Below are 25,806 nucleotides of genomic sequence, written 5' to 3'. Positions count from 1 at the left end.
TCCTTACAGCGTGTACCTTGAATTGCCCAATCAACCGCCCAAGACGATCTAATGAGTCTGATAAAAAGCGCGACGATTTTCATCAAGGAACAGGTGCGTGAACCTATCGGCGTATTTTGGGCGTTCGGCGCGCCGTTAGCTTATATAGCGATGTTTGCTAACTCGCCGCACACCCAAGTCGACCAGACAATCTTCCATCGTCTCGTCGGACTCTGTCTGGCCTATATCGCATTGACAACGTCCGTATTTAATTTTGGTCTTTACCTGGTCGGACGACGAGAAAGCGGTTTCGTTCGAACTTTTCTCACCGAGCCGAATCGCCGACATCGTTTTCTCCTGGCTCAGTTTCTGGCCTCGTTAGTCATGGCATTGGGCTATGGCGCTGCGTTTCTAACCTTGACGTCGGCTATCCTAATGCCGATGCCGTTCACTCAGTTGCTCGGTTTTTATTCGCTGTACGCTTGCGTTTGTGTGCTTTTCATGTTCGGCGCGATTGTAGTTGCGGCCCTGCCGCTCACATTTCAAGCAGCAAGCAGTTCACTGTCGATTTTCGTCACGATATGCGTTGTCGCGGGGTTGTCCTCGCGCGACGTCCAGTACTTTGGGCTCGCTGCGGAAATGATCAATCCCTTTGCGCTAGCAGGACAATTGATTTCCGGGACCATGTCGTTAGCGTGGCTGCCCGCCGTCTCAGTTCACGCACTGTTGTTAATGGCGTGCGGATTTTTGGGTATGGCGCATCAGCGACTTAACCCGCAATGGAGTAACCGATGAGCGCCTACGTGCCGGCAATCAAAATAGAAGATTTGCATTTTTCTTATAAGGAACGGCCCGTCTTGAGAAGCTTGAATCTCGACATACCTCCATCGAGCATCGTCGGGCTGCTGGGTTCTAACGGGGCGGGAAAAACGACGCTGTTCGATGTCGTCTGCGGATTGAAGAAGCAAGACAGTGGAATCATATGGTCGAGGTCGAATCGGCGCGACCTTGCCTATCTCACGCAAGTCATTACCATACCGAATGCATTGAAGCTCGGTGAGATGGCCGAATTGGTTCAAGATTTTTCACGTGATGATCCGCAAAATCTCACGCAACTCGTGCCGAGTTTGAGTTTAAAAGAGCAGAACAAATTTGCCGACCTCTACGAGCGGAAAGCGACAGGTTGCAGTTACGGCGAGAAGAAATGGTTTGTTTTTTTGACGCTCATGGCGCTACGCGCGGAGATGTATCTCCTGGATGAACCGACTGCAGGCGTCGATCCGGAGTTCAGCATCTATATGCAGCGAACGCTCCGGCATGTCGCAAAAAGCGGGAGGTCGATTCTATTTTCGACCCATAACATCGCGGAGATAAATCGGAACTGTGACTTCTTCTATTTTCTTCACGACGGCGTGGCGCAGCGATTTGAAAACATCGCAGACTTCATTCGCTTCAATCACGCAGACAGCGCGGAACAGGCCTTTGTCCGCTATGTGACCGACGAACCGCGCGATCATGCCGCATCCGGTGCGCTGTCCGCATCCGCATGACAGTGCGCTGCAAGCCGCCCACTCCGATATAAAAACGCGAGCAACTCGACCTATGACGATGGCCCCGATTTGGCGTGGTCCGGGTTCTGCTCGAAAACGGCACCGGCAGTAAGATCAGTCGCACCGGTGCCGCGCATCGCGCGCGGCGACGCCGAGCAATCCAACGGAGAGTCGCAATGAAAATAGGCATCATCGGAGCGGGCAATATCGGCAGCGTGCTGGCGCTGCGTTTCGTCGAACGCGGGCATCAGGTGAAGATCGGCAACTCGCGCGGACCGGGCACGCTCGGCGAAGTCGAGCGCGAAACCGGCGCCACGTCGGCCGAACTGAAAGAGGTGGTGAAGGACGCGGACGTCATCGTCGTGACGATTCCGGAGGCGAAGGTGCCCAACCTGCCGAAGGACCTGTTCGCGGGCGTTCCGGCGAGCACGGTCGTGATCGACACCGGCAATTACTATCCGCGCCAGCGCGACGGGCGCATCGCGGGCATCGAGAAGGGTTCGACGGAAAGCCGCTGGGTCGAGGAGCAGATCGGGCGGCCAGTCGTGAAGGCGTTCAACAATATCTACGCGGATCACCTGCGCAACAAGGGCACGCCGGCCGGCACGCCGAAGCGCATCGCGCTGCCGGTGGCGGGCGACGACGCGAAGGCGAAGGCCGTGGTGATGAAGCTCGTCGACGAAGTGGGGTTCGATGCCGTCGACGCCGGCACGCTCGACGATTCCTGGCGCCAGCAGCCCGCGACGCCCGTCTACACCGCCGATCGCGACGCCGAAGGCGTGCGCGCCGCGCTGCAACAGGCCGATCCGGTCAGGAAGCCCGAGTGGCGCGCAACCGACCGGAGCCCCGGCGACTTCGACAACCCCGCGTGACCTAGTCGAGCGTGATGCCGTCGAAACGGTGGCCGCCGAGCGGGCTGATCAGATAGCCGTGCACGCGCTTCGAAATCGGCTGATAGGCGTTCGCGTGCGCGATCGGCGTGTACGGCACCTGGTCCTTGAAGACGACCTGCGCTTCCTCGTAGAGCTTCGTGCGCGCGCTCTGGTCCGTGACGAGACGCGCCTTCGCGAGCAGGTCGTCGAACTGCTTGTTGCACCATTTCGCCATGTTGCTGCCGTGCACGGCGTCGCAGCCGAGCGTCGTGCCGAGCCAGTTGTCGGGGTCGCCGTTGTCGCCGAGCCAGCCGTAGAGGATCGCGTCGTGCTCGCCGTCCTGCTTCGCGCGCTTGTTGTACTCGGCCCATTCGTAGCTGACGATCTTCGCCTTCACGCCGATCTTCGCCCAGTCCGACTGGATCAGCTGCGCCATCAGCCGCGCGTTCGGGTTGTAGCCGCGCTGGACCGGCATCGCCCAGAGCGTGATCGAGAAGCCGTCCGGGAAGCCGGCCTGCTTCAACAGGTCGCGCGCCTTCGCGGGGTCGTAGGGCGCGTCCTTCAGCGCCTTGTTGTACGACCATTGCGACGGCGGCATCGGATTCGTCGCGACCGTCGCCGCGCCCTCGTAGACGTTCTTGATGATCGCCTGTTTGTCGACGGCCATGTCGAGCGCCCGGCGCACGAGCACGTTGTCGAGCGGCTTGTGCGTCGTGTTGTAGCCGACATACGCGACGTTGAAGCCGACGCCCGACAGCACCGCGAGCTTCGGATCCTTTTTCGCGGCGGCGATGTCGGCGGGACGCGCGAACGACGTCAACTGGCACTCGCCGCTCGCGAGTTTCTGCATGCGCACGGCGGCATCGGGCGTGATCGAGAAGACGAGCTTGTCGATGTGCACGTCCTTTTTGTTCCAGTAGGTCGGGTTCGCGTCGTAGCGGATCGTCGCGTCCTTCTGATAGTCGCGGAACACGAACGCGCCCGTGCCGACCGGCTTCTGATTGATGTCCTCGGGCTTGCCGGTCTTCAGCAGTTGCGCCGCGTATTCGGCGGAAACGATCGAGGCGAATTCCATCGCGATGTTGCGCACGAACACGACGTCCGCCGTCTTGAGCGTGAAGCGCACGGTGTAGTCGTCGAGTTTTTCGACCGATGCGATGTTCTTGTCGTAGCCGAGGTCGGTCAGGTAAGGGAAGCCGACCGGATGCGCCTTCTGGAACGGCTCGTTCGGGTCGACCATGCGCTTGAACGTGAAGACGACGTCGTCGGCGTTGAAATCGCGCGTCGGCTTGAAATACGGTGTCGACTGGAACTTGACGCCGTGTCGCAAGTGGAACGTGAAGCTCTTCGCGTCGGGCGCTTCGTCCCACTTTTCGGCGAGTCCCGGCACGAGGTCGAGCGAGCCGCGCCTGAACTCGACGAGCGTATCGTAGACGGCATGGGCGCCCGCATCAAAATCGGTGCTGGTCGTGTATTGCGCGGAGTCGAAGCCCGCGGGGCTGCCTTCGGAGCAGAACACGAGCGTTTTGCTCGCGGCCGATGCCATATGAGGCGCGGCGGCGAACGCCAGGGCAATGGCGCCGAGCGCCTTCAACCGCGATACGGAACGTGAACGGATCATTTTTCTTCTTCGCTGGAGTCGTTTGAAAAGGTGCCCCGTACTCTACCAAGCGATGAATTTCGGACGAAGCGATGCTTTCTGCTTTAGATCCCCGACGCGCGGCACCCTGTCCCCAAACAACGGCAAAAACCCTGCATACCGGGGCGAAAAGCTGCAAACTTTCCCGAGGGGCTTTAACATGACGTCCCGGGCAGCCGCAAATTGCCGCCAGAGACTCGCCGAAACAACTATGAAAACCGCTTCCGATTCACAAGCCGTGCAAGACGCGCAGCCCACGCAGGCCGACCACGCGGGCTTCGGCCAGTGCGCCCCCAACGAAGACGTCGAACTCGCCGCCACCGCGACGATTCCGACGCGCTACGGCACGTTCGCGTCGTACGTCTATCGCGTGAAGCGCACCGACATCGAGCACATCGTGTTCGTGATGGGCGACGTGCGGGGCGGCGAATCGGTGCTGACGCGCCTGCATTCGGAATGCGTCACGGGCGACGTGTTCGGCTCGTACCGCTGCGACTGCGGCGAACAACTGGACCTCGCGCTGCGCTACATCGCGGCGGAAGACCGCGGCATCCTGCTGTACCTGCGCGGCCACGAAGGGCGGGGCATCGGCCTCGCGAACAAGATCCGCGCGTATGCGCTGCAGGAGCAGGGGCTCGATACCGTCGATGCGAACCTGCACCTGGGTCTGCCCGACGACGCCCGCGAATACGACTCGGCCGCCGCGATCCTGCGGGCGCTGAACGTGAAGTCGGTGCGGCTGATGAGCAACAATCCGTCGAAGTTCGACACGCTGCTCAAGCACGACATTCCGGTGTGCGAACGCGTCGCGCTCGCCATTCCGATGCGCGAGGAAAACGAGCGCTACATCAAGACGAAGCAGGCGCGCTTCGGTCACTACTTCGACGAAAACGAATAACGCGCGTCACTGCGCATCATGAAAGATGATGCCAAGCGTATGCCGGTGCCCCGAGCGCAGCCGGCTCACGCCATGCCGCATGTTCACGCGATACGCGCCGCGCGTGCCCGTCACGGGCCGATGATGCACCGCGAACACCACGGCGTCGCCCTGCGAGAGCGGCACGACTTCCGCGCGTGACTGCATCCGCGGACGCTGCTCGGTCAGCACGAACTCGCCGCCGGTGAAATCGCGTCCGGGTTGCGAGAGCAGGATCGCCAACTGGATCGGAAAGACGTGTTCGCCGTACAGGTCCTGATGCAGGCAGTTGTAGTCGCCTGCCTCGTATTGCAGGATCAGCGGCGTCGGTCGTGTCTGACCGGCGCGGTGGCAACGCTCGATGAATTCGCCGTGCCGCGCCGGATAGCGCGCGTCAATCTTCATGATTTCGTTCCAGCGGTTCGCGACCGGCGCGAGATGCGGATAAGCGGCACCGCGAAGCGCTTCGACCGTCTCCGGCAGCGGATAGTCGAAATACTTGTACTCGCCGCGCCCGAAGCCGTGTCGCTCCATCACGACGCGGCTGCGGTAGAGGTCGTCGCGTGCGTAGTTTGCGGCGAGCGCCTTGCATTCCTGCGGCGTCAGCAGTTGCTCGACCACCGCGCAGCCGAACCGGTCGAGTTCGTCCTCGACACGCGACCAGTCCACCGCCGCCACGCGCTCGGCCGCCGATGCGGCTTTCGCCGCGTTTTCCCACACCTTCATCGATGGCTCCTGTCGATCCCATGAGGCTTGATCGCCTTCCGAAGCATGCAGTGTGCATCCGGGCGCGCAGGGAGAACCATCCGTGTCTTGCTCTGACATTCGACGCGCGGGCCGATCAGGGGCCGGCGGGTGCGTCGGATTGCTCGCGCGCGTGCGCATTGCGCAAACGGATGATCGTCTGGCGCGATGTGTTGAAGGTCTGCGCAACCGCCGTCACGGTCTTGCCAGCCGCGAGCGCGCGCAACGCCTGGTTGCGCTGGCTGTCGGTGAGCGAGGCGGGCCGGCCTTGCGGCAATCCCAGGCGCTTGGCCGCAGCCGCCGCCTCCAGCGCCCGTGCCCGCTTCGCAAGACGCTCCACTTCGACCGCGATTTCGAGCGCGCGCATCGGCGAGTCGCTGCCGCTCGCGGTCAGGCTGGTGCGGCCGTACTCCAGACAAACGACATCGACGCCGCGATGCGCGAGCATCTTGAGCGTGCTCACGACGTCGCCGATACTGTTGCCGAGGTAGTGCAGCCGCGCGATCAGCATCGTGTCGCCGGCCGTCACGCGGCGCAGCACGCGCTGCAACGCGGGCCGGGCCGCGGCGGGTGCGGCGATGCCGCAGGCGTCGGCCACCACGCCGCTCATGTCCACGAGAAAACCGGCGGCGTCGATGTCGAAGAGATCGCGCTCGCGCACGGTATCGTCGTCGCCGGTGTTCATGTACACGATGTACGCCATCGATCGCGCTCCTCCGGTTCGGCCTCGCGGCCCGCGCGGCCCCGCTCAGTGAGCGGTCGCGACTTCGGTGATCTTGTTCTGCAGCGCTTCTTTACGCGCCGCGATCTTCGCACCGAGCGCCATCAAGTCGATCCCGGCGCTGCGCAATTCCGGAAAGAGCGTCGATTCTTCTTCCTCGACGTGATGCTTCACGTTCTCGGAGAGCACCTTGTAGGTCGCATCGAAGCCCTCGTCGCCGGCCTTAAGCTCGGTGAACTTGTCGATCAGCGTCTTGACGAGAAAGTGCTCGACATAAGCCTCGTCGACCCCGTCTTTTTCGTCGTCTTTCAGGACGCCGCGCGCGCCGGGATAGAGCAGTTCTTCCTCGACCATCGCGTGGATCGTGAGAAGTTCGCAGGTGCGCTGAACGAGCGTCGTCTTGCGTTCGAGGTCGTCTTTCGGTGCGCGCTCGAAGGCGTCGAGAAGTTGTTCGATGGCGCGGTGGTCGGCTTCGAGTATCGCGAGTGCGTCCTGCGCGGAGGCTTTTGCTGTGGTCATGATGGCACCTCGGTTGTGGGTGCACAGCTCTAGCAATACGGGTGCCAGCGCTTGAGACCGGCAGTACGGCGGCCCGGCGTTTCAGGCGTCGCAATGCCGCATCACGTCTACGCGCCACCAGGCCGGCAAGAGCCTTTGTACGTCGGGCCGCGCAAAGCGATCGTCGATCAGATAAAGCACGCCGCGATCGTCGGGTCCGCGAATCACGCGCCCCGCCGCCTGAACGACTTTTTGCAAGCCAGGGAAAAGATACGTGTAGTCGTAGCCCGCGCCGAATGCCTCGTGCATGCGCGCTTTCATCTGCTGGTTGACCGGATTGAGCTGCGGCAGCCCGAGCGTCGCGACGAACGCGCCGACGAGCCGCGTCCCCGGTAAGTCGATGGCCTCGCCGAACGCACCGCCCAGCACCGCGAAACCGATGCCGCAGCCGTCCGGCGCGAAGCGCGCGAGGAACGCGTGCTGGTCGGCTTCGCTCATCGCGCGCGCCTGCTCCCACACCGGAACGTGCGGATGGCGCGCGGCGAAAGCGGCCGCCACCTGCGCCAGATAGTCGAAGCTGCTGAAGAAGCTCAGATAGTTGCCGGGCGCGCGCGCATATTGCGCGGCGATCAGGTCGACCACCTGCGCGACCGATTGCGCGCGGTCGCGATAACGCGTGGAGACGTCGGCGATGGCGCGCACCTGCAACTGCTCCGCGACGAACGGCGAATCGACGTCCACGCGCGCGCTCGTTTCCGGCAGGCCGAGCGTGTCGCTGTAGAAGTGCGCCGGCGTGAGCGTCGCGGAGAAGAGGGCGACCGAATGCGCGCGCGCAAAGCGCGGCTTCAGATGCGGCGCCGGGATCACGTTGCGCAGGCAGAGCACGGCGTTCGGCGTCGTCAAGCGAAAGCGCGGAGCGAGCGTGATGTCGAAAAGCGAATGCGTGTCGAAGCGCTCGGCGATACGCACGAAATGCATCGCGTCGAAATAGAAGCGCAGGGTCTCGGGCGCGAAGGCGTCGGGATGCTCGGTGAGGAAGTCGGTCATCTGCGAGATCGCGCGTTGCAGCGTGTCGACGAAGTCCGCCGGCAACGCCGTGAACGCGAGGTAATCGGCCGTCTGTCCCGCGGCCAAATCTTTCCAGCTTCGCGCGACGCGCGTGAGCGCGCGCTTGAGCGGGGGCGGCGCGGTGCGGCGCATCGCGTCGAAGACAGCCTGATCGAGCGTCGCCGAATACATGCCGCGCGCGCGTTCGACGAGATTGTGCGCCTCGTCGACGAGCACGCTCACGCGCCAGCGGTTCGCTTCGGCGAGCGCGTACAGCATGGCGCTCGTGTCGAAATAGTAGTTGTAGTCGCCGACGATCACGTCGCTCCAGCGCGACATTTCCTGCCCCAGGTAATAGGGGCAGACTTCGTGCGCGAGCGCGACTTCGCGGAGCGCGGCCTTGTCGAGGCTCGCGACTTGCAGCGCGGCGGCGCGCGCGTCGGGCAGGCGGTCGTAGAAGCCGCGCGCGAGCGGACACGATTCGCCGTGGCACGCACGGTCCGGATGCTCGCAGGCTTTCTCGCGCGCGGTGAGTTCGAGCACGCGAAGCGGCGCGCGGTCCGGCGCTTCCGTCAGCGTTTTCAAAGCGTCCAGCGCGAGTTGCCGCCCGGCGCTTTTCGCGGTGAGGAAGAAAATCTTGTCGAACTGCTGCGCGGGCCACGCCTTGAGCAGCGGAAAGAGCGTACCGACGGTCTTGCCGATGCCCGTTGGCGCCTGCGCCATCAGGCAGCGCTGATTCACCGCGCAGCGATAGACGGCTTCAGCGAGTGCGCGCTGTCCCGGCCTGAACGACGCGTGCGGAAACGCGAGCGCGGCGAGCGCCGCGTTGCGCGCCTCGCGATGCCGCACTTCCTGCGTGGCCCGCGCGATGAAACGCTCGCACTGTTCGACGAAATGCGCGCGCAACGCGTCGGCTGAGTGCGTCTCGACGATGACCGTTTCCTTCTGGCTCGCGATGTCGAAATACACGAGGGCGATGCGCATCTGCATGAGGCCCAGCTTGCTGCACAGCAGCCAGCCATAGACGCGCGCCTGCGCCCAGTGCAGATGCCGGTGATTGTCGGGCATCGCATCGAGCTTGCCGCGATGGGTCTTGATCTCTTCGAGCTGATTCGAGGCGGGATCGTAGCCGTCGGCACGGCCGCGCACCTGAAGCGGCCCGAAGACCTCGCCGAGCGCAATCTCCGTCTGATAATCCGCCGGCCGCCGGGCGGTCACCGTCGCGTGTCCGGCGATACCTTCGAGTGCCGTGGGCGACGGAGTGAAGCGCAGATCGAGGTCGCCGCGCTTGGCTGTGAATTCGCACAGCGCGCGGACCGCGACGACGTAGCGCGGCGCGTTGTCCGAGACGGGCGGATCCGGTTGTGTGGCTACTGTATGCATGTACAGTAGTTTAGCATCGGGCGCTAAGGACGCGTCCGGCAGCGATGACGCTTGCCGCCAGACGCATCGTTCCTGCAACGGCTTACTGCTGGGCTTCGGCGGTCACGTCGGCTTGCTGGGCTTTCGCGAGTCGCGCATCGCTCGCATTGCCCTGACCGGCTTGCTCGGCCGCAATCGTTTGCTCGCTCATCCCGCGTTGAGAACTCGGCGCGCCTTGCGACGGACCATAGAACGGCGCCGGTCCATAACCGCTCGCAAAGACGGACGACGCGAACACCGTGACGAGTGCGGCACTAACGGAGATCCATACCTTCTTCATCATGTTGCTTCTCCTGATCTGATCGGGTTTCAATATGCACTTCATCGGCCTTGCCTGACGGGGGTGAGCTTTCGACCAGCTGAAATGTGAAGGCAGTGTACGTGCCGATCCATAAGATTTGATCCCCCATGAAGCCCATGTTCTTTTGGGTGTACGGATGATCGATGCGACCGGCTGGATCGATTCGGCAGCGCTTCAAGAAGTGCTTAAATCAGGAGACGGAGAGGCGTCGAATGCGTCTCAAGGAGGTTCGAAGGTTCGGATGACGAATTAAATTCGATTTCGTTGGAGAGCCTGTCAGGCCGCGAGACCTGCGTCGTTCGATGCGGACCGCGAGCCCAGTCGATAACCCGTCACGAGTCCGAGGTCATACGCGCTCTCGAGCGCACGCGCGAGCTGTTCGACGCCGATCACGCAAAAGTCGGCAGTGAGTTTGCCGGTCGCTTCCAGACTCGTGATGCCGAGTGCGTCGCTCGCGATCATTTCCAGTAACTCGAAACGTTCGTCGTTGGTGATGTTGCTCATGTCTTGCTCCCATGTGCGAATGAACCTGACGCCGCTCTTGCTTCGGATTCGCTTGAACTGCTTAGATAATAGGCAGCATGGGATGCAACAACCTGTGGTGGAATGCCGCGCAAACGCGTGGTCGGGTGGAATATTCAATTGCAAAAATGTTCACGATGCGCGCGTCCGAACACAGGACGGGGCCGCCCCTCGGCCGCATGTTCTATGCTGGTTGAAGGCCGGCCGCTCCGCGCGAGCGTACGCGGCGGACGCGTACAGCACGTGAGGAAAGGACGATGGACGTTCAGCGATTCGGCGATGCCTGCCTAAAGCACGTGAGCGATTTGCCCGGGCCGCCGGGGCTGCCGCTCCTCGGCAATTCGCTCCAGGTTTCGCCGAGCACGATGCACACCGTGCTCGAGCGATGGGCGGTCGAGTACGGTTCGCCGTATCGCTATCGGCTCGGTCCGATGGTGGTCACGGTCTGGACGCAGGCCGACCTCTTTCAGACCGTCATGCGCGAACGGCCGCATCTGTATCGCCGCTTTTCGCCGATCGAATCCGTGATGGCCGAAATCGGCGGGAACGGCCTCTTTTCCGCCGAGGGCGCCGCGTGGGAGCCGCAGCGCAGGCTCGTGATGCAGGCGCTGTCGATTCCGAACATCAAGGCGTTTTATCCCGCGCTCGCCGCGATCACGGAGCGCTTGCAGCGGCGTTTGACACGCGCGGCATCGGAAGGGCGCACGCTTGAGATGACCGAGGAACTCAAGCGCTACACCGTCGACGTGACGAGCGCGCTCGCATTTGGCGAAGATCCGAACACGCTCGAACAGGAACACGGCGTCATCCAGGAGCACCTCGCGCTGATCCTGCCCGAGATCATGCGTCGCGTGAGCGCGCCATTCCCGTACTGGCGATACGTCCGCTTGCCGCGCGACCGCCGCTTCGATCGCACGATGACCGAAGTGCACCGCTACATCCACGCGATGATCGGACGCGCGCGCGAGCGCATGCAGCAGGCGCCGGGGGACGAACCGCACGATCTGCTCGAAGCGATGCTCATGGCACGCGATGCGCCCGGCTCGGCCACCACCGACCAGCAGATTGCCGCCAACGTGCTTACGCTGCTCGTGGCCGGCGAGGACACCACCGCCAACACGATCAACTGGGCGCTCATGTACCTCAGCGGCGACGCGGCCCTGCAGCAGCGCCTCGCGGACCATGCGCGCGCGGTGCTCGGGGCGTCGGCGGTCTGTCCGGACTACGGCGCGCTCAAGGGTCTCGATCTCTGCGAGGCCGTCTGTAACGAAGCGAACCGGCTGCGCCCGGTCGCCGCGATCCAGACGTTCGAGCCGCTCGAGGACGTGTGCCTCGGCGGCGTCGCGATTCCGGCGGGCATGCGGCTCTTTTTTCTCACGCGGCCGGCGATGCTCGATGCGTCGAACTTCGCCAAGCCGCAGGCGTTCGATCCCGACCGCTGGATGCATCGTCACGACGAATCGCGGGGCGCGCACGAGCCGCGCGCGTTCCTGACGTTCGGCGGCGGCCCGCGCGTCTGTCCGGGCCGTCATCTTGCGAACGTCGAAATGAGGCTGGTGCTGTCGATGCTGGCCGCGAACTTCGAGATCGCGCTGGCCGTCGATCCCGCGACGATCAAGGAAGTCTCCGCCTTCACGATGGTGCCGAGCAGGATGCCGATCGACCTCAAACCGCGCGCGTAATCGAATATCCGGGAATATTCAGCGCTCGAGGTCAGTCGAAGGTCTGCGCCATCTGCTGCGGCAGCGGCACATGCAGCCACTTTTGCACGATGGCGTTCAGCTCTCCGTTCTTCTTGGCGTCGGTCAGGATGCCGTTCACGCGCGTCATGAGCTTCGGCTCGCTCTTGTTGAGCCCGACGCGGCACGACGATTCATGGATCACGTACTTGAGCACCGGCTTGTTCGGCGCGTCGGCGGGCATCAGCGTGGCGAGCTTGGTCGCGACGAAGTCGCCGGTGCCGATGAGCGGCACCTGTCCCGACACGTAGGCGGCGATCATGCCGTTGTTGTCGTCGTAACGCTTGACGACCGCGGTCGGAGGCACGCTCTTCGTGAGCAGCAGGTCCTGGAACGTGCCGCGCGCCACGCCGACCGTCTTGCCCGCGAGATCCGCTGGGCCGTTCACCTTGAGGCTCGCCGGGCCGAACACGCTGTTGTTATACGGCGAGTAGGGCTGCGAGAAGTCGATCACCTTGTCGCGCTCGGCGTCCTTGCCGAGCGTCGAGATCACGAGATCGACCTTCTTCGTTTGCAGATACGGAATGCGGTTCGCGCTCGTGACGGGCACGAGTTCGAGCTTCGCGCCCATCTTCTTCGCGAGCAGCGCGGCGACGTCGATGTCGAGCCCTTCGACCTGCATGCTCGGACCGACCGAGCCGAACGGCGCGAAATCCTGCGGGACGGCCACGCGCAGCACGCCGCGCTTTTCGATGTCGTCGATGGTGTCGGCGTGCGCCGCCGGCGCGTACGAGAGCGCGCCGAGTGTGCCGAGTGCACTGCACAGGCTCAACGCAACTGCACTGGATCGCAACGAGAGCTTCGATGGTTTCATGCGTCGTCTGAACGTGAGGGAGGAGAGGATTTGTGTCCGCCGGACGGTCCGGCAGGCTCCGACTATCTCACGAAACGCGGCGCCGAAAAAAACCGGGCGATGTGCGGGCGCGCGTCGTTAGAATCGGTTCGGGGACGCAGCACGCGGCCTGACATCGCACGCAAAGAGGACTCACGATGACCCCGACAGACACATCGGCGATCAGCAGCTGGCACGCGCATGTCTACTTCGATGCCGCAAGCCGCGATGCCGCGTGGCGGCTTCGCGAAACGATCGAAGCACGCTTTGCGGGCAGGCTCACGATGGGGCGCTTTCACGAGCGGCCGGTCGGCCCGCATCCGATGTGGTCGTATCAGATGGCGTTCGAGCCCGCGCGCTTCGCAGAGATCGTCGAATGGCTGACGCTCAATCACGGTCTGCTCGATGTTTTCCTGCACCCCAATACCGGCGATGCCTTGCGCGATCATCGCGATGCCGCGGTGTGGATCGGGCGCTCGCACGAACTCGTGCTGAAGAACCTCGGTCCGTGAACGGCCGCGCCAAAGAAAAAAGCGAGCCAGGCGGCTCGCTCTTTTCACGACTGGCGACTGCCCGCGCTTACTTCTTCGCGCTGGCGGCCTTGCCCGCTGCGACCACTTGCGTCGCACCCTTGCTGGCTGCTTCGGCGCTGGCGTTCGCATTGGTTTCGGCGGCTTCGACCACTTGCTTCGCGGCCTTCTTGGCGGCCTCGTAAGCCGTGTTCGCCGATTCCGTTGCCGCGCCGAACGCCGACTTCCACGCCGTCACGACCGCTTCGCTGCCAGCCGGCGCATTCTTCGCGAGGTTTTCGACGTACGACTGCGCGTCGTCCTGCGACTTCTTCAGTTGCGCTTCGGCCGCGGACGCGAAGGCGCTGCGCGTTTCGTTCACGACGGCATACACATCGCGCCAGTAAGCCTGCACGCGCTCGACGCTCGCCTGCGACTGGCCCGTCTGCAACGCGAGGAATTCCTGCGGATCGCGAACCGACAGCGCCTTGCCCACCAGTTCCTGGCTTTCTGCAAGCGACGTATGAACGGCCTGCACATTCAGTCCGACCAGCTTTTCAAAACCTTCGAACGTTTTGGCGGCGAGACCGTACAGCGTGTCGAAGCCCGCTTTCTGAGAGGCAACAATTTGTTCCGGGGCAAGACTGCTCATCTGTGAACTCTCCAGTTAAAAATATCGGCCTATTTGTAGTGTGATCTGCCACGCCGTTTGTTGCGACGCAACGAAGGAATCAATTCTAGGGATTAATCGATGTGTGTCAACTGCGTTTTTCCCGCTTGACCGGCATCGGGGCAGTTTGATAGGGAACGCCAGAAATGAATGAAGCCGATTATTAATTAACGGTCGTTCGTCATATTTCCCTTGCTGGACGGTCTTTGGCGCTGATTTCAGGGATTCCCCGGATAGCCATTCGGCGTGCGTCGGCAAACCGATAAGAATGCGAGTAAACACCTACCGCCAAAATCGTTAGAAATTATTTTTACAGTTGACAGCTACAGCTCGGATCTCGAAAATTCATGCATTGCAGCAAGCGCAGAAAGGCACGTAAAAACGCGCAGAAAGTGTAATTAGTAGGATTTAATCTGTGTCACGACGAAGTCATCGTCGGCAGTTAGCATTTCATTGACGCTGCAAAACGCAGCGCTCAATGTGAAAAATATAAATCGAGAGACTTGAAGCACATGGGGCGATATACCCAAACCATTGGACACCTCGAACGCAGTCACGAGGACAACGCACTCCGGCGCGCCATTGCCGCGCGCCTCGACAGAACCCTTCAGAAGGCCGGCGTCAGTTCCGCGAAAGCGGCGAACTGGCTCGACGTGAGCGAACACGACGTGCAGTTCTGGCGGCGCGGCATCACGGTTCCACCGCTCGCCGCCTTCACGCGCATCGCGCGCACGCTCGACGTCGACGTGCACTGGCTTTGTACCGGCCAATCGACAGCATCGCAGGCGGCGCCGTAACGCCGTAACGTTTCGCTAGGACAGCGACGCGAGCACGTTCGACAGCCGTCTCACATGCGCCTTGAAGGCGTCGCTCGTTTCGCGCTCGCTCGTCGCCAGATGCGACGTTTCGGCGATCGCGGCCTGCTCGTGGAAGTCGCCGACGATGCGGTCGCGCACGTCCGGCGGCATCGACCGGACGATGGAAACCAACAGGGCTTCTTGCGCGTGCAGCATGCCGAGTATCGAACGCGTGTCCATGTGACGCTCCTTCGAGAGAAACGCGCGCGGCTAGGGCGCCGGCGTGCGTCCGTGCAGCAGCACCGTGCCGATGCCGCTCGCGGCGATCACGGCCATGCCGATCGACATCCAGAGGTCGGGCGCCTGGCCGAAGAACGCCCAACTGAACAGTGACGCGAACGCGAGCTGCGCATAACCGAACGGCGTCAGCACGGAAAGCGGCGTGCGGCGCAGCGCCTGCAGCATCAGCAGTTGACCGAGCGTCGCCATCGACGCCATCAGGACGACGAGCGCCCAGCTTCCGATGCGCACTTGCCCGAGCGCGGGCAGCGTCTCGGCCTGGTCCATCCAGACGAGCACGCACAGCACGATGGTCGCGACCAGCGCGGTCAGGAAGTTCGTCGTGATCGCATCCTCGGTGCGCGACAGATGGCTCGACAACACCTGGAAGCACGCAAAGGTCGTCGCCGCCGCGATCGGAAAAATCACCGTCCAGCTAAACGCGCTGCCGCCCGGCCGCACGACGAGCAGCATGCCGATGAAACCGAGCACGACCATCGCCCATTTGCTACGCGGCACGTTGTCCTTCAGGAGCGTCGCGGCGAGCAGGGTGGAGATGAGCGGCGCGAGCATCGCGAGCGAGGTGGTCACCGGCAGCGGAAGATGCCTCAGCCCCGCGAACGTGCAGGCGGAATTCGTGAGCAGCAGGACCGCGCGCAGGCATTGCAGCTTCACGTTCGCCGTGCGAAAGAGCCCGAAGGCGCCGCGCTTCGTGAGCCACACGCCGAGCACGATCATCTGGAACAGATAGCGCACCCAGAGCAGCGCGAGAAGCGGCACTGCGACGCCGATCAGCTTCACGGTGGAATCGCTCGCCGCGAACGCCGCCGTGGTCAGAATCATGATGGCGATGCCGGCGCCGGGCCCTTGCGAATCGATGCGATATCGCGCGCGGCCTTCTCCTAGTGCTGCCATGTCGTGTCCGTCACTCTGCTTTCTCCCCGCGAAGCATCCTGCATGGCGACTACCGATCGCCGGCATGGACGCGCCCCGCGCGTCCGATTTAACCAAATGGTTCATTTTACGGACGAGCGGCGCATCGTCAACGCGATTCTCCGGTGATCCAGTGCGCGAGGCAAGGCGCGGCGGGCGGTGGCGCAAAGCGGCATGCGCTCCGGTGTGCCGCAGCGAACACACGCGCGGACCGCAGCGTGAACCCGCGCACCGACGGCCGCTGTCGCGCGCCGCTATCGTCAGACCAGGGTGGTCGGGATCGGAAGTACATTGACCAGCGCGATTCGCAAGCCGTTGCTATTTCGCGAAGAGGCTTTGCGTTCGGCTATTTGCGACCTACACTTAAAGTGATTTCTCAGGATGTCGGACGCTTGTTGCAGGAGGCAGCGATGAGAACGAGGACGCGTCAGGTGGTGCGCATGCTGGCGGACATGAGGCATGCAGCGCATTGCAGGGCATTGCGTGCCGTCGCGACCCACGAGGCGATGCGCCTCGCCGCGGCGGAAGCCGAAGCAGACGCCGGGTCGCAGGAAAAAACGCACGAGGCGCCGGACACGAGCAGCGACGCGCGCCCGCTCGAAGCCGTCAAGCGCGGCCCCGGCTATCACTGATCGTGCGGGCCACGCCGGTTATCGCGGCGTTCTTGATCCGCCGCGATAGGGCGAGAAGCGCCAGTGGCCCGAGGCGTCCTTCACGGCGATGGCGCCGTGTTCGTGCAGCATTTCGCCCACCGCGCCGGGCTTGATTTCATCACTCAGGCGGATCACGAGCAGCGTGCGTCCGCGGTATTCCACAGGCGCGGTATCGTCGTTTCCCGGCAGCGGCTCGGGTAGCCTGGCACTCGCCGCCGTAAAGCGGTTCCGGCCGCCGACCACGCCCTGGTGCTCGCCATGAGCGGCGTATTCCGCTTCATCCTCGCGATGCGCATCCGTCGTCGGCAGGCACTCCTCGTCGATCTGCGGCGCGCCTGGCTGTCCCGCGCGATACAGCTGGGCGTCGTCGCGCCTGAGTCCCGCCAGTTGCAACGCGCGTAAAGCCTCGTGTCCATCCCGATACGATGCAAATACACCCACTATGACCTGATTCATCATCGACCTCCCACGTCGATTGCGACGGCGCGGCCGGGCCTGTCGGTGGCCGGTCCGATACGGCGCGTCGGTGTCTCTTGCGCTCATGCGCCGTCTTTCGTCAGAGGAACGAAAGCAACCGGCATTCCCGAGGGCGGACAATCGTCGATGTCGTGGATGTGAGTTGCGGAGCGGGCAAGGGCTGCGCCGGGTTGCGGGGGAGGGCCCGATCACTTAAGCTGCATGAAGACGTCCTCAGCCCCCATCGCATCGACGCGAGGTTGGAATGACAGCGAAGGCCTGCGCTTATGCACTCTTGCTGCTGACGGCTTCTGCTTCAGCGGCCCCCTGTTATTCCGATGGCGACGTCGTCACGCTCGAGGGCACCGCCACGCGCCAGGCCGCGCGCGCCGCCGAAGCCTCGGCCAAATCCGTCTGGGTACTCTCGCTCGCGAGTCCCATCTGCGTGAATTCGCCCGGCACCGCGGCAGGCCAGAAGCAGCAAAGCTCGATCGACGTCGTGCAGATCGTCGATACGACGCCTGCCGAGAACTCGCGCATTCAACTGACCGGCAAGCTCGTCACCGGAAACGTGAGCGGCTACTACGCGGTGCCGACCGCCATCTGGGTGCTTAAACAGCGCGTGCTGTCAGGGCAATGAATGAGGCGTCCACGACGAAGACCGCTGCAGGCGGCACCACTGCGCGACCACGAACTGCAATGGCTGATGTTCCAGTCCGCGTTCCTCGGCAAACCGAACGATCGCATCGAATTGCGGGCCGGTGCAGCGAAACGCTTCACGCGTCGACGACGGGCAGTCTGTCTGATTCGGCATGGCGATCCTTTTTCCAGGGCCTTCTGCACCGTCGACCGATGGCACGCAGTCGCGGTGTGCTTGCACTGGATTAAGCCGCAGCATCGCGGGCGCAACCGGCTGTTAGCGCACACAAAACGATCATACGGATGCGGCTGCCCACGGGAACGCGTCGTCTTCGGCGTGACACCGTACGCGGATGCGCCGCGATCAGGGAATAAAACCGATGCCTCGTCCGTTTAATGCATGGGCCGGCATTCGCGCATCGCAATCATGCGGAACGGCCCGGCGCGACTACCAACAAGAAACCGAAACCGATGCGCGTGACCGTTGAACGCAAGCGGCGAGGAGGAGACCGTGAGTTCGGAAGCGTTTCAGCAGCAGGAACTCGTGCATATCGAACGGATGATCGCGGAACTCGAGCGCATGCCGAGGCGTCGCCGTGGCGTGGCGGCGCACAGTCCCGTCATGCAGCCCGAATACTGGCGAAAGCGCATCCATGCGCTGATGAAGTCGCCCGATGCAACCGAGACCGTGGTCCGTCACGCGGCCGCGTTGCTCGCGAAGCTGGCCGAACCGTCCGACCGGCCGCGCGGCTAGGCGTTTTGCTCGACGGGCGTCACGACGAGGTCGAGCTTTTGCGCGCCGCGCAGCACGGTGATGTTCACCGCGCGGCCGATCCGCGATCCGTCGAGCGCACGCTGCAACGCATCGACGCTGTCGACCGTGAGGCCGTCGATGGCGACGATGCGGTCGTCGTTGCGCAGCCCGCCGAGTGCGGCCGGACTGCCTTTGACGAGTTCCATCACGTGCACGCCGCTCGTCGAGTTCAGTTCGAAATAGCGCTGCACGCGCCGTGAGACCGGCACGGTCGTGCCCGCCACGCCGATGTACGCGCGCCGCACGCGGCCATGCGCGAAGATCTGCATGATGACCCACTTGGCCGTATCGATCGCGATGGCGAAGCAGATCGCCTGCGCGCCCTGGATCACCGCCGTGTTCACGCCGATCACCTGGCCGGCGGAATTGATGAGCGGCCCGCCCGAGTTGCCCGGGTTGAGCGCGGCGTCGGTCTGGATCACGTCGGGAATCATGCGGCCCGAGGTCGAACGCAAAGACCGCCCGAGCGCGGAGACGACGCCCGTCGTGACCGTCTGCGCGAGCCCGAGCGGATTGCCGACGGCAATCGCGATCTGGCCGACCGAAAGCCGCGACGAATCGCCGAGTTCCACATGCGGCAGCGGCTCCGGCGAGCCGATGCGCAGCACGGCGAGATCGCTGTCGGGGTCTTCGCCGACGAGATCGGCATCGAACGTGGCGCCGTCCGCGAGCGTCACGCGGATATGCGTCGCGCCGTGCACGACGTGGCTGTTGGTCAGCAGATAGCCGTCCGGCGTGAAGATGAAGCCGGAGCCCGTGCCGCCGCGCGCGCCGCGGCCGTTCGCGTCGCCGGGCAGGCGTCGTTCGACGGAGATGAAGGCCACCGCCTGCTGCACGCGTGCCAGCGCGCCGATGACCGTGCGGGAGTAGGCGTCGAGGAGTGCGTGGTCGCCAAGCGCAAGCGGTTCGGCTGCGTCCGGCGCGCCCCGCGACAGATCGTCGATGAAACGGGGACGGCTTCCCATGGTGGGGCTCCGGAATAATTGGACACCGACATGCGGGGCGGACGAGTTGTTTTCAAGATAGCGGCGACGGTTCATCGCCCCGCGCGAGCGAGCACTTTCATCGGTCCGAGCCGCTCGGCGGTGCGCATCTGCGCTTCGTCGCGCACGAAGAGCGAGCCCGCATAGCCGAGCGCGTTGACCGCGATGCCGTCGACCGTCGCGACGGAGCGCGGCACGAGCAGCATCCAGTCGCGCGCGACGAGCAGGTTGTACGGCGCCGACTGATGCGCCTTGCCGTCGACGTCCACGGGCGGCACGCCCGCCGCGTCCAGCAGCGCGCGATAGCACGCCCACGCACTGTGCGCCGTCGCGGGCGCATTCATGCCGCGCGACACGTCGAAGCGGCCGAACGCGTGGGCGAACGGCAGGCCCGGCACGACACCGGTTCCATCGCGCAGACGCGCAGCCGCGACGAGCGGTTCGACCGGCAGCGCTGGACCGGGCCGCCCGAGCGGCAGCGGCACGATCTGCAAATGCTTGTGCGGCTGGCTCGCGCCCGCTTCGGGGCCGCCGTTGTAGAAACCGAGTCCGTCGAATTGATCGAGGCACGCGAACAACGCCGTGAAGTCCGCAAGATCGATCAGCGCGGATTGCGGCTCGAAGCGGCGCGTGACGACGAGCAAATGCTGGTCGATCACGTTGAACTTGTTGAGCAGAAGAATGTGACTGTCGCCGATATCCGCGACGACCAGATCATCGTCGCACGGCAAGAAAGGATTCACGCGCACCGTGCCCGGCGGCGCGGACTCGCGCCGCGCGCGGTCCTCGTCCTTGCGCGCGACGCTCGACACCTGTCGCACGAGAAACGTCATGCCTGCGTCGTCGATCGTCGCCTGGACCGTGTCAATCGGGCGCAGCGCGCCGCAGTCGAGCGCGCGGCGCGACTGCCGCAGGATCGCGGGCCACAGCGAGCCGGGTTCGGGGAAGGGCAGCGTCATCCGTCAAGCGTAACACCCGCGACGGCGCGCGTTCGATTCACGGCTCGTTGACATTGGGCGCCGGACGCACCGTCGTCAAGGTGCGCTCGGCCAGCACCGCATCGCGCTTGGAAAGCAGATGCGCGCGCAGGATCGTCGCCATGCGGCGGCCGTCGCGCGAATCGAGCGCCTGGATCATCTCTTCGTGATCGCGGATCGCGCTGTCCCACTTCGGCGTCTGGAAGTTCGAGCGAAAACGCAGCGCCTGCAGCCGCCGGTTGATCGACACGTATGTTTGCCGCAAGGCCGAATTGCGCGCGGCTTCGTTGATCTTGTCGTGGATCGCCTGATTGCGCGCGTAGTAGCCGGACAGGTCGTTCTGCTGGCGGCACGCGAGCATCGCGTAGTGCAGCGCCTTGATCTCGGCGATCTCCGTGGCCGTGATCCGCTCGCAGGCGAGTTCGCCAGAAAACGCTTCCAGTCCGCTCATCAATTCGAAGGTTTCGCGAATCTCGGCTTCGCTCATCTGCGAGACCGACGCGCCCTTGTTCGGCGAGATGTCGATCAGCCCTTCGGCGGCCAGCACCTTCAGCGCCTCGCGCAGCGGCGTGCGCGAGATGCCAAGCGTTTCGCACAGCTTGCGCTCGTTGAGCTTCACGCCGGGGGCGAGCCGTCCCTCGACGATGAACGTGCGCAGATGGTCGACGACCGTGTCGTGCAGCCGCTGGCGTTCGACTTTCGGCAAGGCCAGTTCGAACTGCGCTTCGGGCAGGTCAGCATTTTGCATTCAATACTCCAGGCTTCTTTTTCGCAATTTTACCGCACTGCCGCACGCGTACATCGGCGATTGCTGCGGCGGGGTTTTCCCCTAAGCAAAACGGCTTTGCGCGCGACCATCGGTGCGTTAGAGTATTTTGCATGCAAAATTCCAAAAGGACGCGCGCCATGCTCAAGCTCGATTTCCATCCCGCCGGACGCCATTTCCTGCAGATTCCCGGGCCGAGCCCGGTGCCCGACCGCATCCTGCGCGCGATGAGCTATCCGACAATCGACCATCGCGGTCCGGAGTTCGGCGCGCTCGGGCTGAAGGTGCTGGACGGCATCAAAAAGATCTTCAAGACGACGCAGCCGGTCGTGATCTATCCTGCGTCGGGCACGGGCGCGTGGGAAGCGGCGCTCGCCAACACGCTTTCGCCGGGCGATACGGTTTTGATGTACGAGACCGGCCACTTCGCGACGCTCTGGAAGAAAATGGCCGAGAACCTCGGCCTGAAGCCCGAATTCCTCGGGTTGCCCGGCATCGAAGGATGGCGGCGCGGGGTGCAGCCGGACATGATCGAAGCACGTTTGCGCGAAGACCGCGGTTACGCGATCAAGGCCGTGTGCGTCGTGCACAACGAGACGTCGACGGGCGTCACCTCGGAGATCGCCGCCGTGCGCCGCGCGATCGATGCGGCGGGGCATCCGGCGCTCTTGCTCGTCGATACGATTTCCGGCCTCGCTTCCGCTGACTACCGCCATGACGAATGGGGCGTCGACGTGACCGTGTCCGGCTCGCAGAAAGGCCTGATGCTGCCGCCGGGGATCAGCTTCAACGCGGTGTCGCAGAAGGCGATCAAGGCGAGCGAAACCGCCACGCTGCCGCGCGCGTTCTGGGGCTGGGACGAGATCATCGAGATGAACAAGCAGGGCTACTGGCCGTACACGCCGAGCACGAACCTGCTGTATGGCCTTTCCGAAGCGCTCGACATGATCCTCGACGAAGGGCTCGAACAAGTCTTCGCGCGCCATCAGCGGCTCGCGGCGGCCTGCCGCGCGGCGGTGAACGCGTGGGGCCTGCCGATCCAGTGCGCGGACCCGTCGGTGTATTCGCCGGTGCTGACGGGCGTGATGACGCCCGAAGGCGTCGATGCCGATGCGGTGCGCAAGCTGATCTACGAACATTTCGACATGTCGCTCGGCACCGGGCTCGGCAAGCTGAAAGGGCGCATGTTCCGGATCGGGCATCTCGGCGACTGCAACGACCTCACGCTGATGGCGACGCTCGCCGGCTGCGAGATGGGCCTGAAGCTCGCGGGCGTGAAGCTCGAAGGCAGCGGCGTGGCCGCCGCGATGGACTATCTGACGAGCCACGCCGCCAAGCCTCAGTTGAAGGCCGCCGCCTGACGCCATGCTGACCCGAACCTCCGAAGCGCTCGTCAAGCCGATTCACTTGCTGCCCGCGTCCGCGCGTGCCGCGCTCACGCCGCTCGCCGCGCGCCTGCACAAGGAGTTGAAGGGCGACGTGCTGTTCGAGCGCGCCGCGCGCGGCCGCTACGCCACCGATGCGTCGATCTATCAGATCATGCCGCTCGGCGTCGTGGTGCCGAAGGACCAGGACGATCTCAAGCTCGCGCTCGACATCGCCCGCGACAGCCGGACCGCCGTGCTCGCACGCGGCGCGGGCACGAGCCAGTGCGGACAGACGGTCGGCGAGGCGCTCGTCGTCGATACGAGCAAGTGGCTCAACAACATCGTCCACTTCGACAAGGACGCGCAGACGGTGACGGTCGAACCGGGCGTCGTGCTCGATCACCTCAATGCGTGGCTGAAGCCGCATGGGCTGTGGTTCCCGGTCGATGTGTCGACGAGCGCGCAATGCACGATCGGCGGGATGGCGGGCAACAATTCGTGCGGCTCGCGCTCGATGGAATACGGGATCATGGTGCACAACGTCGAGGCGATCGACGCCGTGCTCGCCGACGGTCACGAGGCGCGCTTCGCCGCGCTCTCGCAGATGGCCGCCGATGCCCGCACGCGCGCGCTCGTCGAAGGCGTCGCGCGGATTGCACAGCGCGAGCGCGACGAGATTCGCGAGCGCGTGCCAAAAGTCTTGCGGCGCGTGGCGGGCTACAACATCGACCTCTTCGATTGCCAGAGCCCGCTGCCATTCAGCGCCGGCGACGAGCCGAACCTCGCGAACTTGCTGGTCGGATCGGAAGGCACGCTCGCGTTCAGCCGGCAGCTCACGCTCAAGCTCGCGCCGCTGCCCGCGCACAAGACGCTCGGCGTCGTGAACTTCCCGACCTTCCACGACGCGATGGACATGACGCAGCACATCGTGAAGCTCGGGCCGGTCGCGGTCGAACTGGTCGATCGCACGATGATCGACCTGTCGATGGGCAATCCCGCGTTTCGTCCGGTCATCGAGAAGGCGCTGGTCGGCGAGCCGCAGGCGGTGCTGCTCGTGGAGTTCGCGGGCGCGGACAAGACCACGCAGGCGGCGAAGCTCGCGCAGCTCGTCGAATTGATGGGCGATCTCGGCCTGCCCGGATCGGTGGTCGAGATGCCCGACGCGGCGCCGCAGAAGGCGCTCTGGGAAGTGCGCAAGGCGGGTCTGAACATCATGATGAGCATGAAGGGCGACGGCAAGCCGGTGTCCTTCATCGAAGACTGCGCCGTGCCGCTCGAACATCTCGCGGAATACACGGGGCGGCTGACCGAGGTGTTTCGCAGGCATCGCACGGAAGGGACGTGGTATGCGCACGCGAGCGTCGGCACGCTGCACGTGCGGCCGATTCTCGACATGCGCCGCGACGGCGCGCAGAAGATGCGCGCGATCGCGGAAGAAGCGGCGGCGATGGTGCGCGAATACAAGGGCGCGTATTCGGGCGAACACGGCGACGGCCTGTGCCGCGGCGAATGGGTTGCGTGGCAATACGGTCCGCGCATCAACGAAGCGTTTCGCGACATCAAGGCGCTCTTCGATCCGGACAATCGCATGAGCCCGGATCGCATCGTGAATCCGCCGAAGATGGACGACGCAGCGTACTTCCGTTTCCCGCCGACGTATCGCGAGCGCGCATTGAAGACGCAACTCGACTGGTCGGCATGGAACGTCACGCGCGATCCGCTGACGGGCCAAGAAGGCGGCCCCGGTTCCGGTGGCGACCTGAGCAGCGGGCTCGCGAAGGCTGTCGAGATGTGCAACAACAACGGCCATTGCCGCAAGTTCGACGCCGGCACGATGTGCCCGAGCTATCGCATCACGAAGGACGAACAGCACGTGACGCGCGGCCGCGCGAACACGCTGCGGCTCGCGTTGTCCGGCCAGCTCAGCGAAGACGGACTCGCGAGCCAGGACGTCAAGGACGTGCTCGACCTGTGCGTGTCGTGCAAGGGCTGCAAGCGCGACTGTCCGACGGGCGTCGACATGGCGCGCATCAAGATCGAAGCGCGCGCGGCCTGGACGGCCCGCCACGGTCTGCGCGTGCGCGAGCGGCTCATCGCGTTCCTGCCGCGCTATGCGCCGTATGCGAGCCGCATGCCGTCGCTCTTCGGCGCGATCGACAAGATGCCGTGGCTCAAGAAGCGGCTCGGTCTCGCCGCGGAGCGCTCGTTTCCGCGCTTCACACGGTCGTTCCTCGAACGCGCGGTACAGCCGGAGACGCCGCCCGCCGGCACGAAGGAAGTGCTGCTCTTCGTCGATACGTTCAACAACTGCATCGAACCGGACAACGCGCGCGCGGCTAAACGCGTGCTCGAAGCGGCCGGCTACGCGGTGCATTTCAATAGGATGCCGAACGAACAGCCGCTCTGCTGCGGGCGCACGTTTCTGGCCGCAGGACTCGTCGACGAAGCGAAGGCGGAAGCACGCCGCACGCTCGACGCGCTCATGCCGTTCGTCGAGCGCGGCGTGCCGATCGTCGGGCTGGAGCCGTCGTGCCTGCTGACGCTGCGCGACGAATTCTTAGGCTTCGGTTATGGCGATGAAGCCGTGCGCCTGTCGAAGTCGTCGTTTCTCTTCGAGGAATTCCTCGTGCGCGAGACGGCGGCGGCCCGTATGCGTCTCTCGCTTAAGCCGCTCGACACGCCGAAGGCGCTCGTCCACGGACATTGCCATCAGAAAGCGTTGGACGCGTTTCATCCCGTGCAGACGGTGCTCGGCTGGATTCCGGGGCTCGACGTGTCGGTGGTCGAATCGTCGTGTTGCGGGATGGCGGGCAGCTTCGGCTACGAGGCGGAGCATGTCGAGGCATCGAAGGCGATGGCGGAACTGTCCCTGCTGCCGGCGGTTCGCGCAGCGGGCGACGCGGTGATCGTCGCCGATGGCACGAGTTGCAGGCATCAGATCGCCGACGGTACGCAAAAGCATGCGCTGCATGTGGCGCAGGTGCTGGCCGCGGCGCTGGCAGATTGAATCGACCAAAACCAGCAGCACAGAAGACAGGAGACAAGCCATGACACGACCGCGCAAACCGAGAATCCGGACCATCGCACGCCGGATGCAATGACCGCATCCGGTTAAAGACAACACAACACGAGCAGTCCGCTTCGGGCGCACGCATGCGCCTGCGAAACACGCAGCCCCAAG

28 protein-coding genes are annotated in these 25,806 nt (G+C 64.1%); 12 read left to right on the top strand and 16 right to left on the bottom strand.

All coding sequences use genetic code 11. The features are described 5' to 3' along the window. Nucleotides 1-51: 51 nt before the first annotated feature. The 3 genes from AWB66_RS22685 (at nucleotide 52) to AWB66_RS22695 (ending at nucleotide 2,401) form a co-directional block, all read left to right on the top strand. Nucleotides 52-774 carry a hypothetical protein gene (locus AWB66_RS22685; protein ID WP_087632394.1) on the top strand — a complete coding sequence of 241 codons (723 nt, stop codon included), beginning with the start codon at nucleotides 52-54 and terminating at the stop codon, nucleotides 772-774. Beyond that, on the top strand, nucleotides 771-1,529 hold the full coding sequence (locus AWB66_RS22690) for an ATP-binding cassette domain-containing protein (protein WP_087632393.1): 759 nt from the start codon (nucleotides 771-773) through the stop codon (nucleotides 1,527-1,529). Before AWB66_RS22685 ends, AWB66_RS22690 begins: the two co-directional genes overlap by 4 nt. A gap of 74 nt (nucleotides 1,530-1,603) precedes the next feature. Beyond that, complete coding sequence (locus tag AWB66_RS22695) at nucleotides 1,604-2,401, top strand: NADPH-dependent F420 reductase (RefSeq protein WP_268811159.1); 798 nt, start codon at nucleotides 1,604-1,606, stop codon at nucleotides 2,399-2,401. Nucleotide 2,402: 1 nt separating this feature from the next. Here AWB66_RS22695 and AWB66_RS22700 read toward each other — a convergent pair whose 3' ends face one another. Next, nucleotides 2,403-4,022: an ABC transporter substrate-binding protein gene (locus tag AWB66_RS22700; protein ID WP_087632391.1), complete on the bottom strand. Its 1,620-nt coding sequence runs from the start codon at nucleotides 4,020-4,022 to the stop codon at nucleotides 2,403-2,405. Between the two features lie 229 nt (nucleotides 4,023-4,251). On the opposite strand from AWB66_RS22700, the gene ribA reads away from it, so the two are divergent. Further along, entirely contained in the window at nucleotides 4,252-4,938 is a 687-nt protein-coding gene (ribA, locus tag AWB66_RS22705; protein WP_087632390.1) for a GTP cyclohydrolase II, read from the top strand. A 6-nt stretch (nucleotides 4,939-4,944) separates the two neighbouring features. Here ribA and AWB66_RS22710 read toward each other — a convergent pair whose 3' ends face one another. The 6 genes from AWB66_RS22710 to AWB66_RS22735 form a co-directional block, all read right to left on the bottom strand. Then, on the bottom strand, nucleotides 4,945-5,682 hold the full coding sequence (locus AWB66_RS22710; RefSeq protein WP_087632389.1) for a 2OG-Fe(II) oxygenase: 738 nt from the start codon (nucleotides 5,680-5,682) through the stop codon (nucleotides 4,945-4,947). Nucleotides 5,683-5,797: 115 nt separating this feature from the next. Further along, on the bottom strand, nucleotides 5,798-6,403 hold the full coding sequence (locus tag AWB66_RS22715) for a recombinase family protein (RefSeq protein WP_087632388.1): 606 nt from the start codon (nucleotides 6,401-6,403) through the stop codon (nucleotides 5,798-5,800). Nucleotides 6,404-6,448: 45 nt separating this feature from the next. After that, the gene (locus AWB66_RS22720; RefSeq protein WP_087632387.1) at nucleotides 6,449-6,940 is read right to left on the bottom strand and encodes a hemerythrin domain-containing protein; all 492 of its coding nucleotides are present in this window, start codon (nucleotides 6,938-6,940) and stop codon (nucleotides 6,449-6,451) included. A gap of 81 nt (nucleotides 6,941-7,021) precedes the next feature. Continuing rightward, nucleotides 7,022-9,349, bottom strand: coding sequence for an ATP-dependent DNA helicase (locus AWB66_RS22725; RefSeq protein WP_087632386.1), 2,328 nt, complete (start codon nucleotides 9,347-9,349; stop codon nucleotides 7,022-7,024). An 82-nt stretch (nucleotides 9,350-9,431) separates the two neighbouring features. Next, nucleotides 9,432-9,671: a hypothetical protein gene (locus tag AWB66_RS22730; RefSeq protein ID WP_087632385.1), complete on the bottom strand. Its 240-nt coding sequence runs from the start codon at nucleotides 9,669-9,671 to the stop codon at nucleotides 9,432-9,434. A gap of 294 nt (nucleotides 9,672-9,965) precedes the next feature. Beyond that, complete coding sequence (locus AWB66_RS22735) at nucleotides 9,966-10,193, bottom strand: DUF6900 domain-containing protein (protein WP_087632384.1); 228 nt, start codon at nucleotides 10,191-10,193, stop codon at nucleotides 9,966-9,968. A 275-nt stretch (nucleotides 10,194-10,468) separates the two neighbouring features. Here AWB66_RS22735 and AWB66_RS22740 point away from each other — a divergent pair, with 275 nt between their 5' ends. Next, on the top strand, nucleotides 10,469-11,893 hold the full coding sequence (locus AWB66_RS22740) for a cytochrome P450 (RefSeq protein ID WP_087632383.1): 1,425 nt from the start codon (nucleotides 10,469-10,471) through the stop codon (nucleotides 11,891-11,893). A 31-nt stretch (nucleotides 11,894-11,924) separates the two neighbouring features. On the opposite strand, the gene AWB66_RS22745 is transcribed toward AWB66_RS22740, so the two are convergent. After that, entirely contained in the window at nucleotides 11,925-12,764 is an 840-nt protein-coding gene (locus AWB66_RS22745; RefSeq protein ID WP_087632382.1) for a transporter substrate-binding domain-containing protein, read from the bottom strand. A gap of 176 nt (nucleotides 12,765-12,940) precedes the next feature. On the opposite strand from AWB66_RS22745, the gene AWB66_RS22750 reads away from it, so the two are divergent. Continuing rightward, a complete protein-coding gene (locus AWB66_RS22750; RefSeq protein ID WP_087632381.1) occupies nucleotides 12,941-13,294 on the top strand; it encodes a DOPA 4,5-dioxygenase family protein in 354 nt (117 codons plus the stop codon). A 67-nt stretch (nucleotides 13,295-13,361) separates the two neighbouring features. On the opposite strand, the gene AWB66_RS22755 is transcribed toward AWB66_RS22750, so the two are convergent. Beyond that, entirely contained in the window at nucleotides 13,362-13,943 is a 582-nt protein-coding gene (locus AWB66_RS22755) for a phasin family protein (RefSeq protein ID WP_087632380.1), read from the bottom strand. A gap of 530 nt (nucleotides 13,944-14,473) precedes the next feature. Here AWB66_RS22755 and AWB66_RS22760 point away from each other — a divergent pair. Next, nucleotides 14,474-14,758 (top strand): XRE family transcriptional regulator, encoded by a 285-nt coding sequence (locus AWB66_RS22760; protein WP_200819042.1) that lies wholly within the window; start codon nucleotides 14,474-14,476, stop codon nucleotides 14,756-14,758. A gap of 15 nt (nucleotides 14,759-14,773) precedes the next feature. Here the strand turns inward: AWB66_RS22760 and AWB66_RS22765 are convergent, their stop codons facing one another. Both AWB66_RS22765 and AWB66_RS22770 read right to left on the bottom strand, forming a co-directional pair. Continuing rightward, nucleotides 14,774-14,998 (bottom strand): hypothetical protein, encoded by a 225-nt coding sequence (locus AWB66_RS22765; RefSeq protein ID WP_087632379.1) that lies wholly within the window; start codon nucleotides 14,996-14,998, stop codon nucleotides 14,774-14,776. 30 nt (nucleotides 14,999-15,028) lie between these two features. Then, entirely contained in the window at nucleotides 15,029-15,952 is a 924-nt protein-coding gene (locus AWB66_RS22770) for a DMT family transporter (protein ID WP_087632378.1), read from the bottom strand. Nucleotides 15,953-16,380: 428 nt separating this feature from the next. On the opposite strand from AWB66_RS22770, the gene AWB66_RS33500 reads away from it, so the two are divergent. Continuing rightward, entirely contained in the window at nucleotides 16,381-16,602 is a 222-nt protein-coding gene (locus AWB66_RS33500) for a hypothetical protein (RefSeq protein ID WP_143328356.1), read from the top strand. An 18-nt stretch (nucleotides 16,603-16,620) separates the two neighbouring features. Here the strand turns inward: AWB66_RS33500 and AWB66_RS22780 are convergent, their stop codons facing one another. Then, on the bottom strand, nucleotides 16,621-17,079 hold the full coding sequence (locus AWB66_RS22780; RefSeq protein ID WP_087632406.1) for a hypothetical protein: 459 nt from the start codon (nucleotides 17,077-17,079) through the stop codon (nucleotides 16,621-16,623). Between the two features lie 265 nt (nucleotides 17,080-17,344). Here AWB66_RS22780 and AWB66_RS22785 point away from each other — a divergent pair, with 265 nt between their 5' ends. Next, nucleotides 17,345-17,719 (top strand): hypothetical protein, encoded by a 375-nt coding sequence (locus AWB66_RS22785; protein ID WP_087632376.1) that lies wholly within the window; start codon nucleotides 17,345-17,347, stop codon nucleotides 17,717-17,719. Here the strand turns inward: AWB66_RS22785 and AWB66_RS33505 are convergent. Further along, nucleotides 17,708-17,893 (bottom strand): hypothetical protein, encoded by a 186-nt coding sequence (locus AWB66_RS33505; protein ID WP_087632375.1) that lies wholly within the window; start codon nucleotides 17,891-17,893, stop codon nucleotides 17,708-17,710. The two genes, AWB66_RS22785 and AWB66_RS33505, sit on opposite strands and share 12 nt — an antisense overlap. A 336-nt stretch (nucleotides 17,894-18,229) precedes the next feature. Between AWB66_RS33505 and AWB66_RS22795 the strand changes: the two genes are divergently transcribed. After that, nucleotides 18,230-18,472: a hypothetical protein gene (locus AWB66_RS22795; RefSeq protein WP_125469769.1), complete on the top strand. Its 243-nt coding sequence runs from the start codon at nucleotides 18,230-18,232 to the stop codon at nucleotides 18,470-18,472. Here the strand turns inward: AWB66_RS22795 and AWB66_RS22800 are convergent. From AWB66_RS22800 to AWB66_RS22810, 3 genes are all read right to left on the bottom strand, one after another. After that, nucleotides 18,469-19,497 (bottom strand): S1C family serine protease, encoded by a 1,029-nt coding sequence (locus AWB66_RS22800; RefSeq protein WP_087632373.1) that lies wholly within the window; start codon nucleotides 19,495-19,497, stop codon nucleotides 18,469-18,471. The two genes, AWB66_RS22795 and AWB66_RS22800, sit on opposite strands and share 4 nt — an antisense overlap. A 71-nt stretch (nucleotides 19,498-19,568) precedes the next feature. Continuing rightward, the gene (locus AWB66_RS22805) at nucleotides 19,569-20,474 is read right to left on the bottom strand and encodes an ATP adenylyltransferase family protein (RefSeq protein ID WP_087632372.1); all 906 of its coding nucleotides are present in this window, start codon (nucleotides 20,472-20,474) and stop codon (nucleotides 19,569-19,571) included. Between the two features lie 37 nt (nucleotides 20,475-20,511). Further along, nucleotides 20,512-21,240, bottom strand: a complete 729-nt coding sequence (locus AWB66_RS22810) for a GntR family transcriptional regulator (RefSeq protein ID WP_087632371.1) — start codon at nucleotides 21,238-21,240, stop codon at nucleotides 20,512-20,514. 158 nt (nucleotides 21,241-21,398) lie between these two features. Here AWB66_RS22810 and AWB66_RS22815 point away from each other — a divergent pair, with 158 nt between their 5' ends. Both AWB66_RS22815 and AWB66_RS22820 read left to right on the top strand, forming a co-directional pair. Further along, the gene (locus AWB66_RS22815; protein WP_087632370.1) at nucleotides 21,399-22,619 is read left to right on the top strand and encodes a pyridoxal-phosphate-dependent aminotransferase family protein; all 1,221 of its coding nucleotides are present in this window, start codon (nucleotides 21,399-21,401) and stop codon (nucleotides 22,617-22,619) included. 4 nt (nucleotides 22,620-22,623) lie between these two features. Beyond that, on the top strand, nucleotides 22,624-25,632 hold the full coding sequence (locus AWB66_RS22820; RefSeq protein ID WP_087632369.1) for an FAD-binding and (Fe-S)-binding domain-containing protein: 3,009 nt from the start codon (nucleotides 22,624-22,626) through the stop codon (nucleotides 25,630-25,632). Nucleotides 25,633-25,806 lie beyond the last annotated feature (174 nt).

The sequence above is a fragment of the Caballeronia telluris genome (assembly GCF_001544495.1).
Taxonomy (GTDB): Bacteria; Pseudomonadota; Gammaproteobacteria; order Burkholderiales; family Burkholderiaceae; genus Caballeronia; species Caballeronia telluris.
This window is presented reverse-complemented; position numbering and strand designations above follow the sequence as displayed.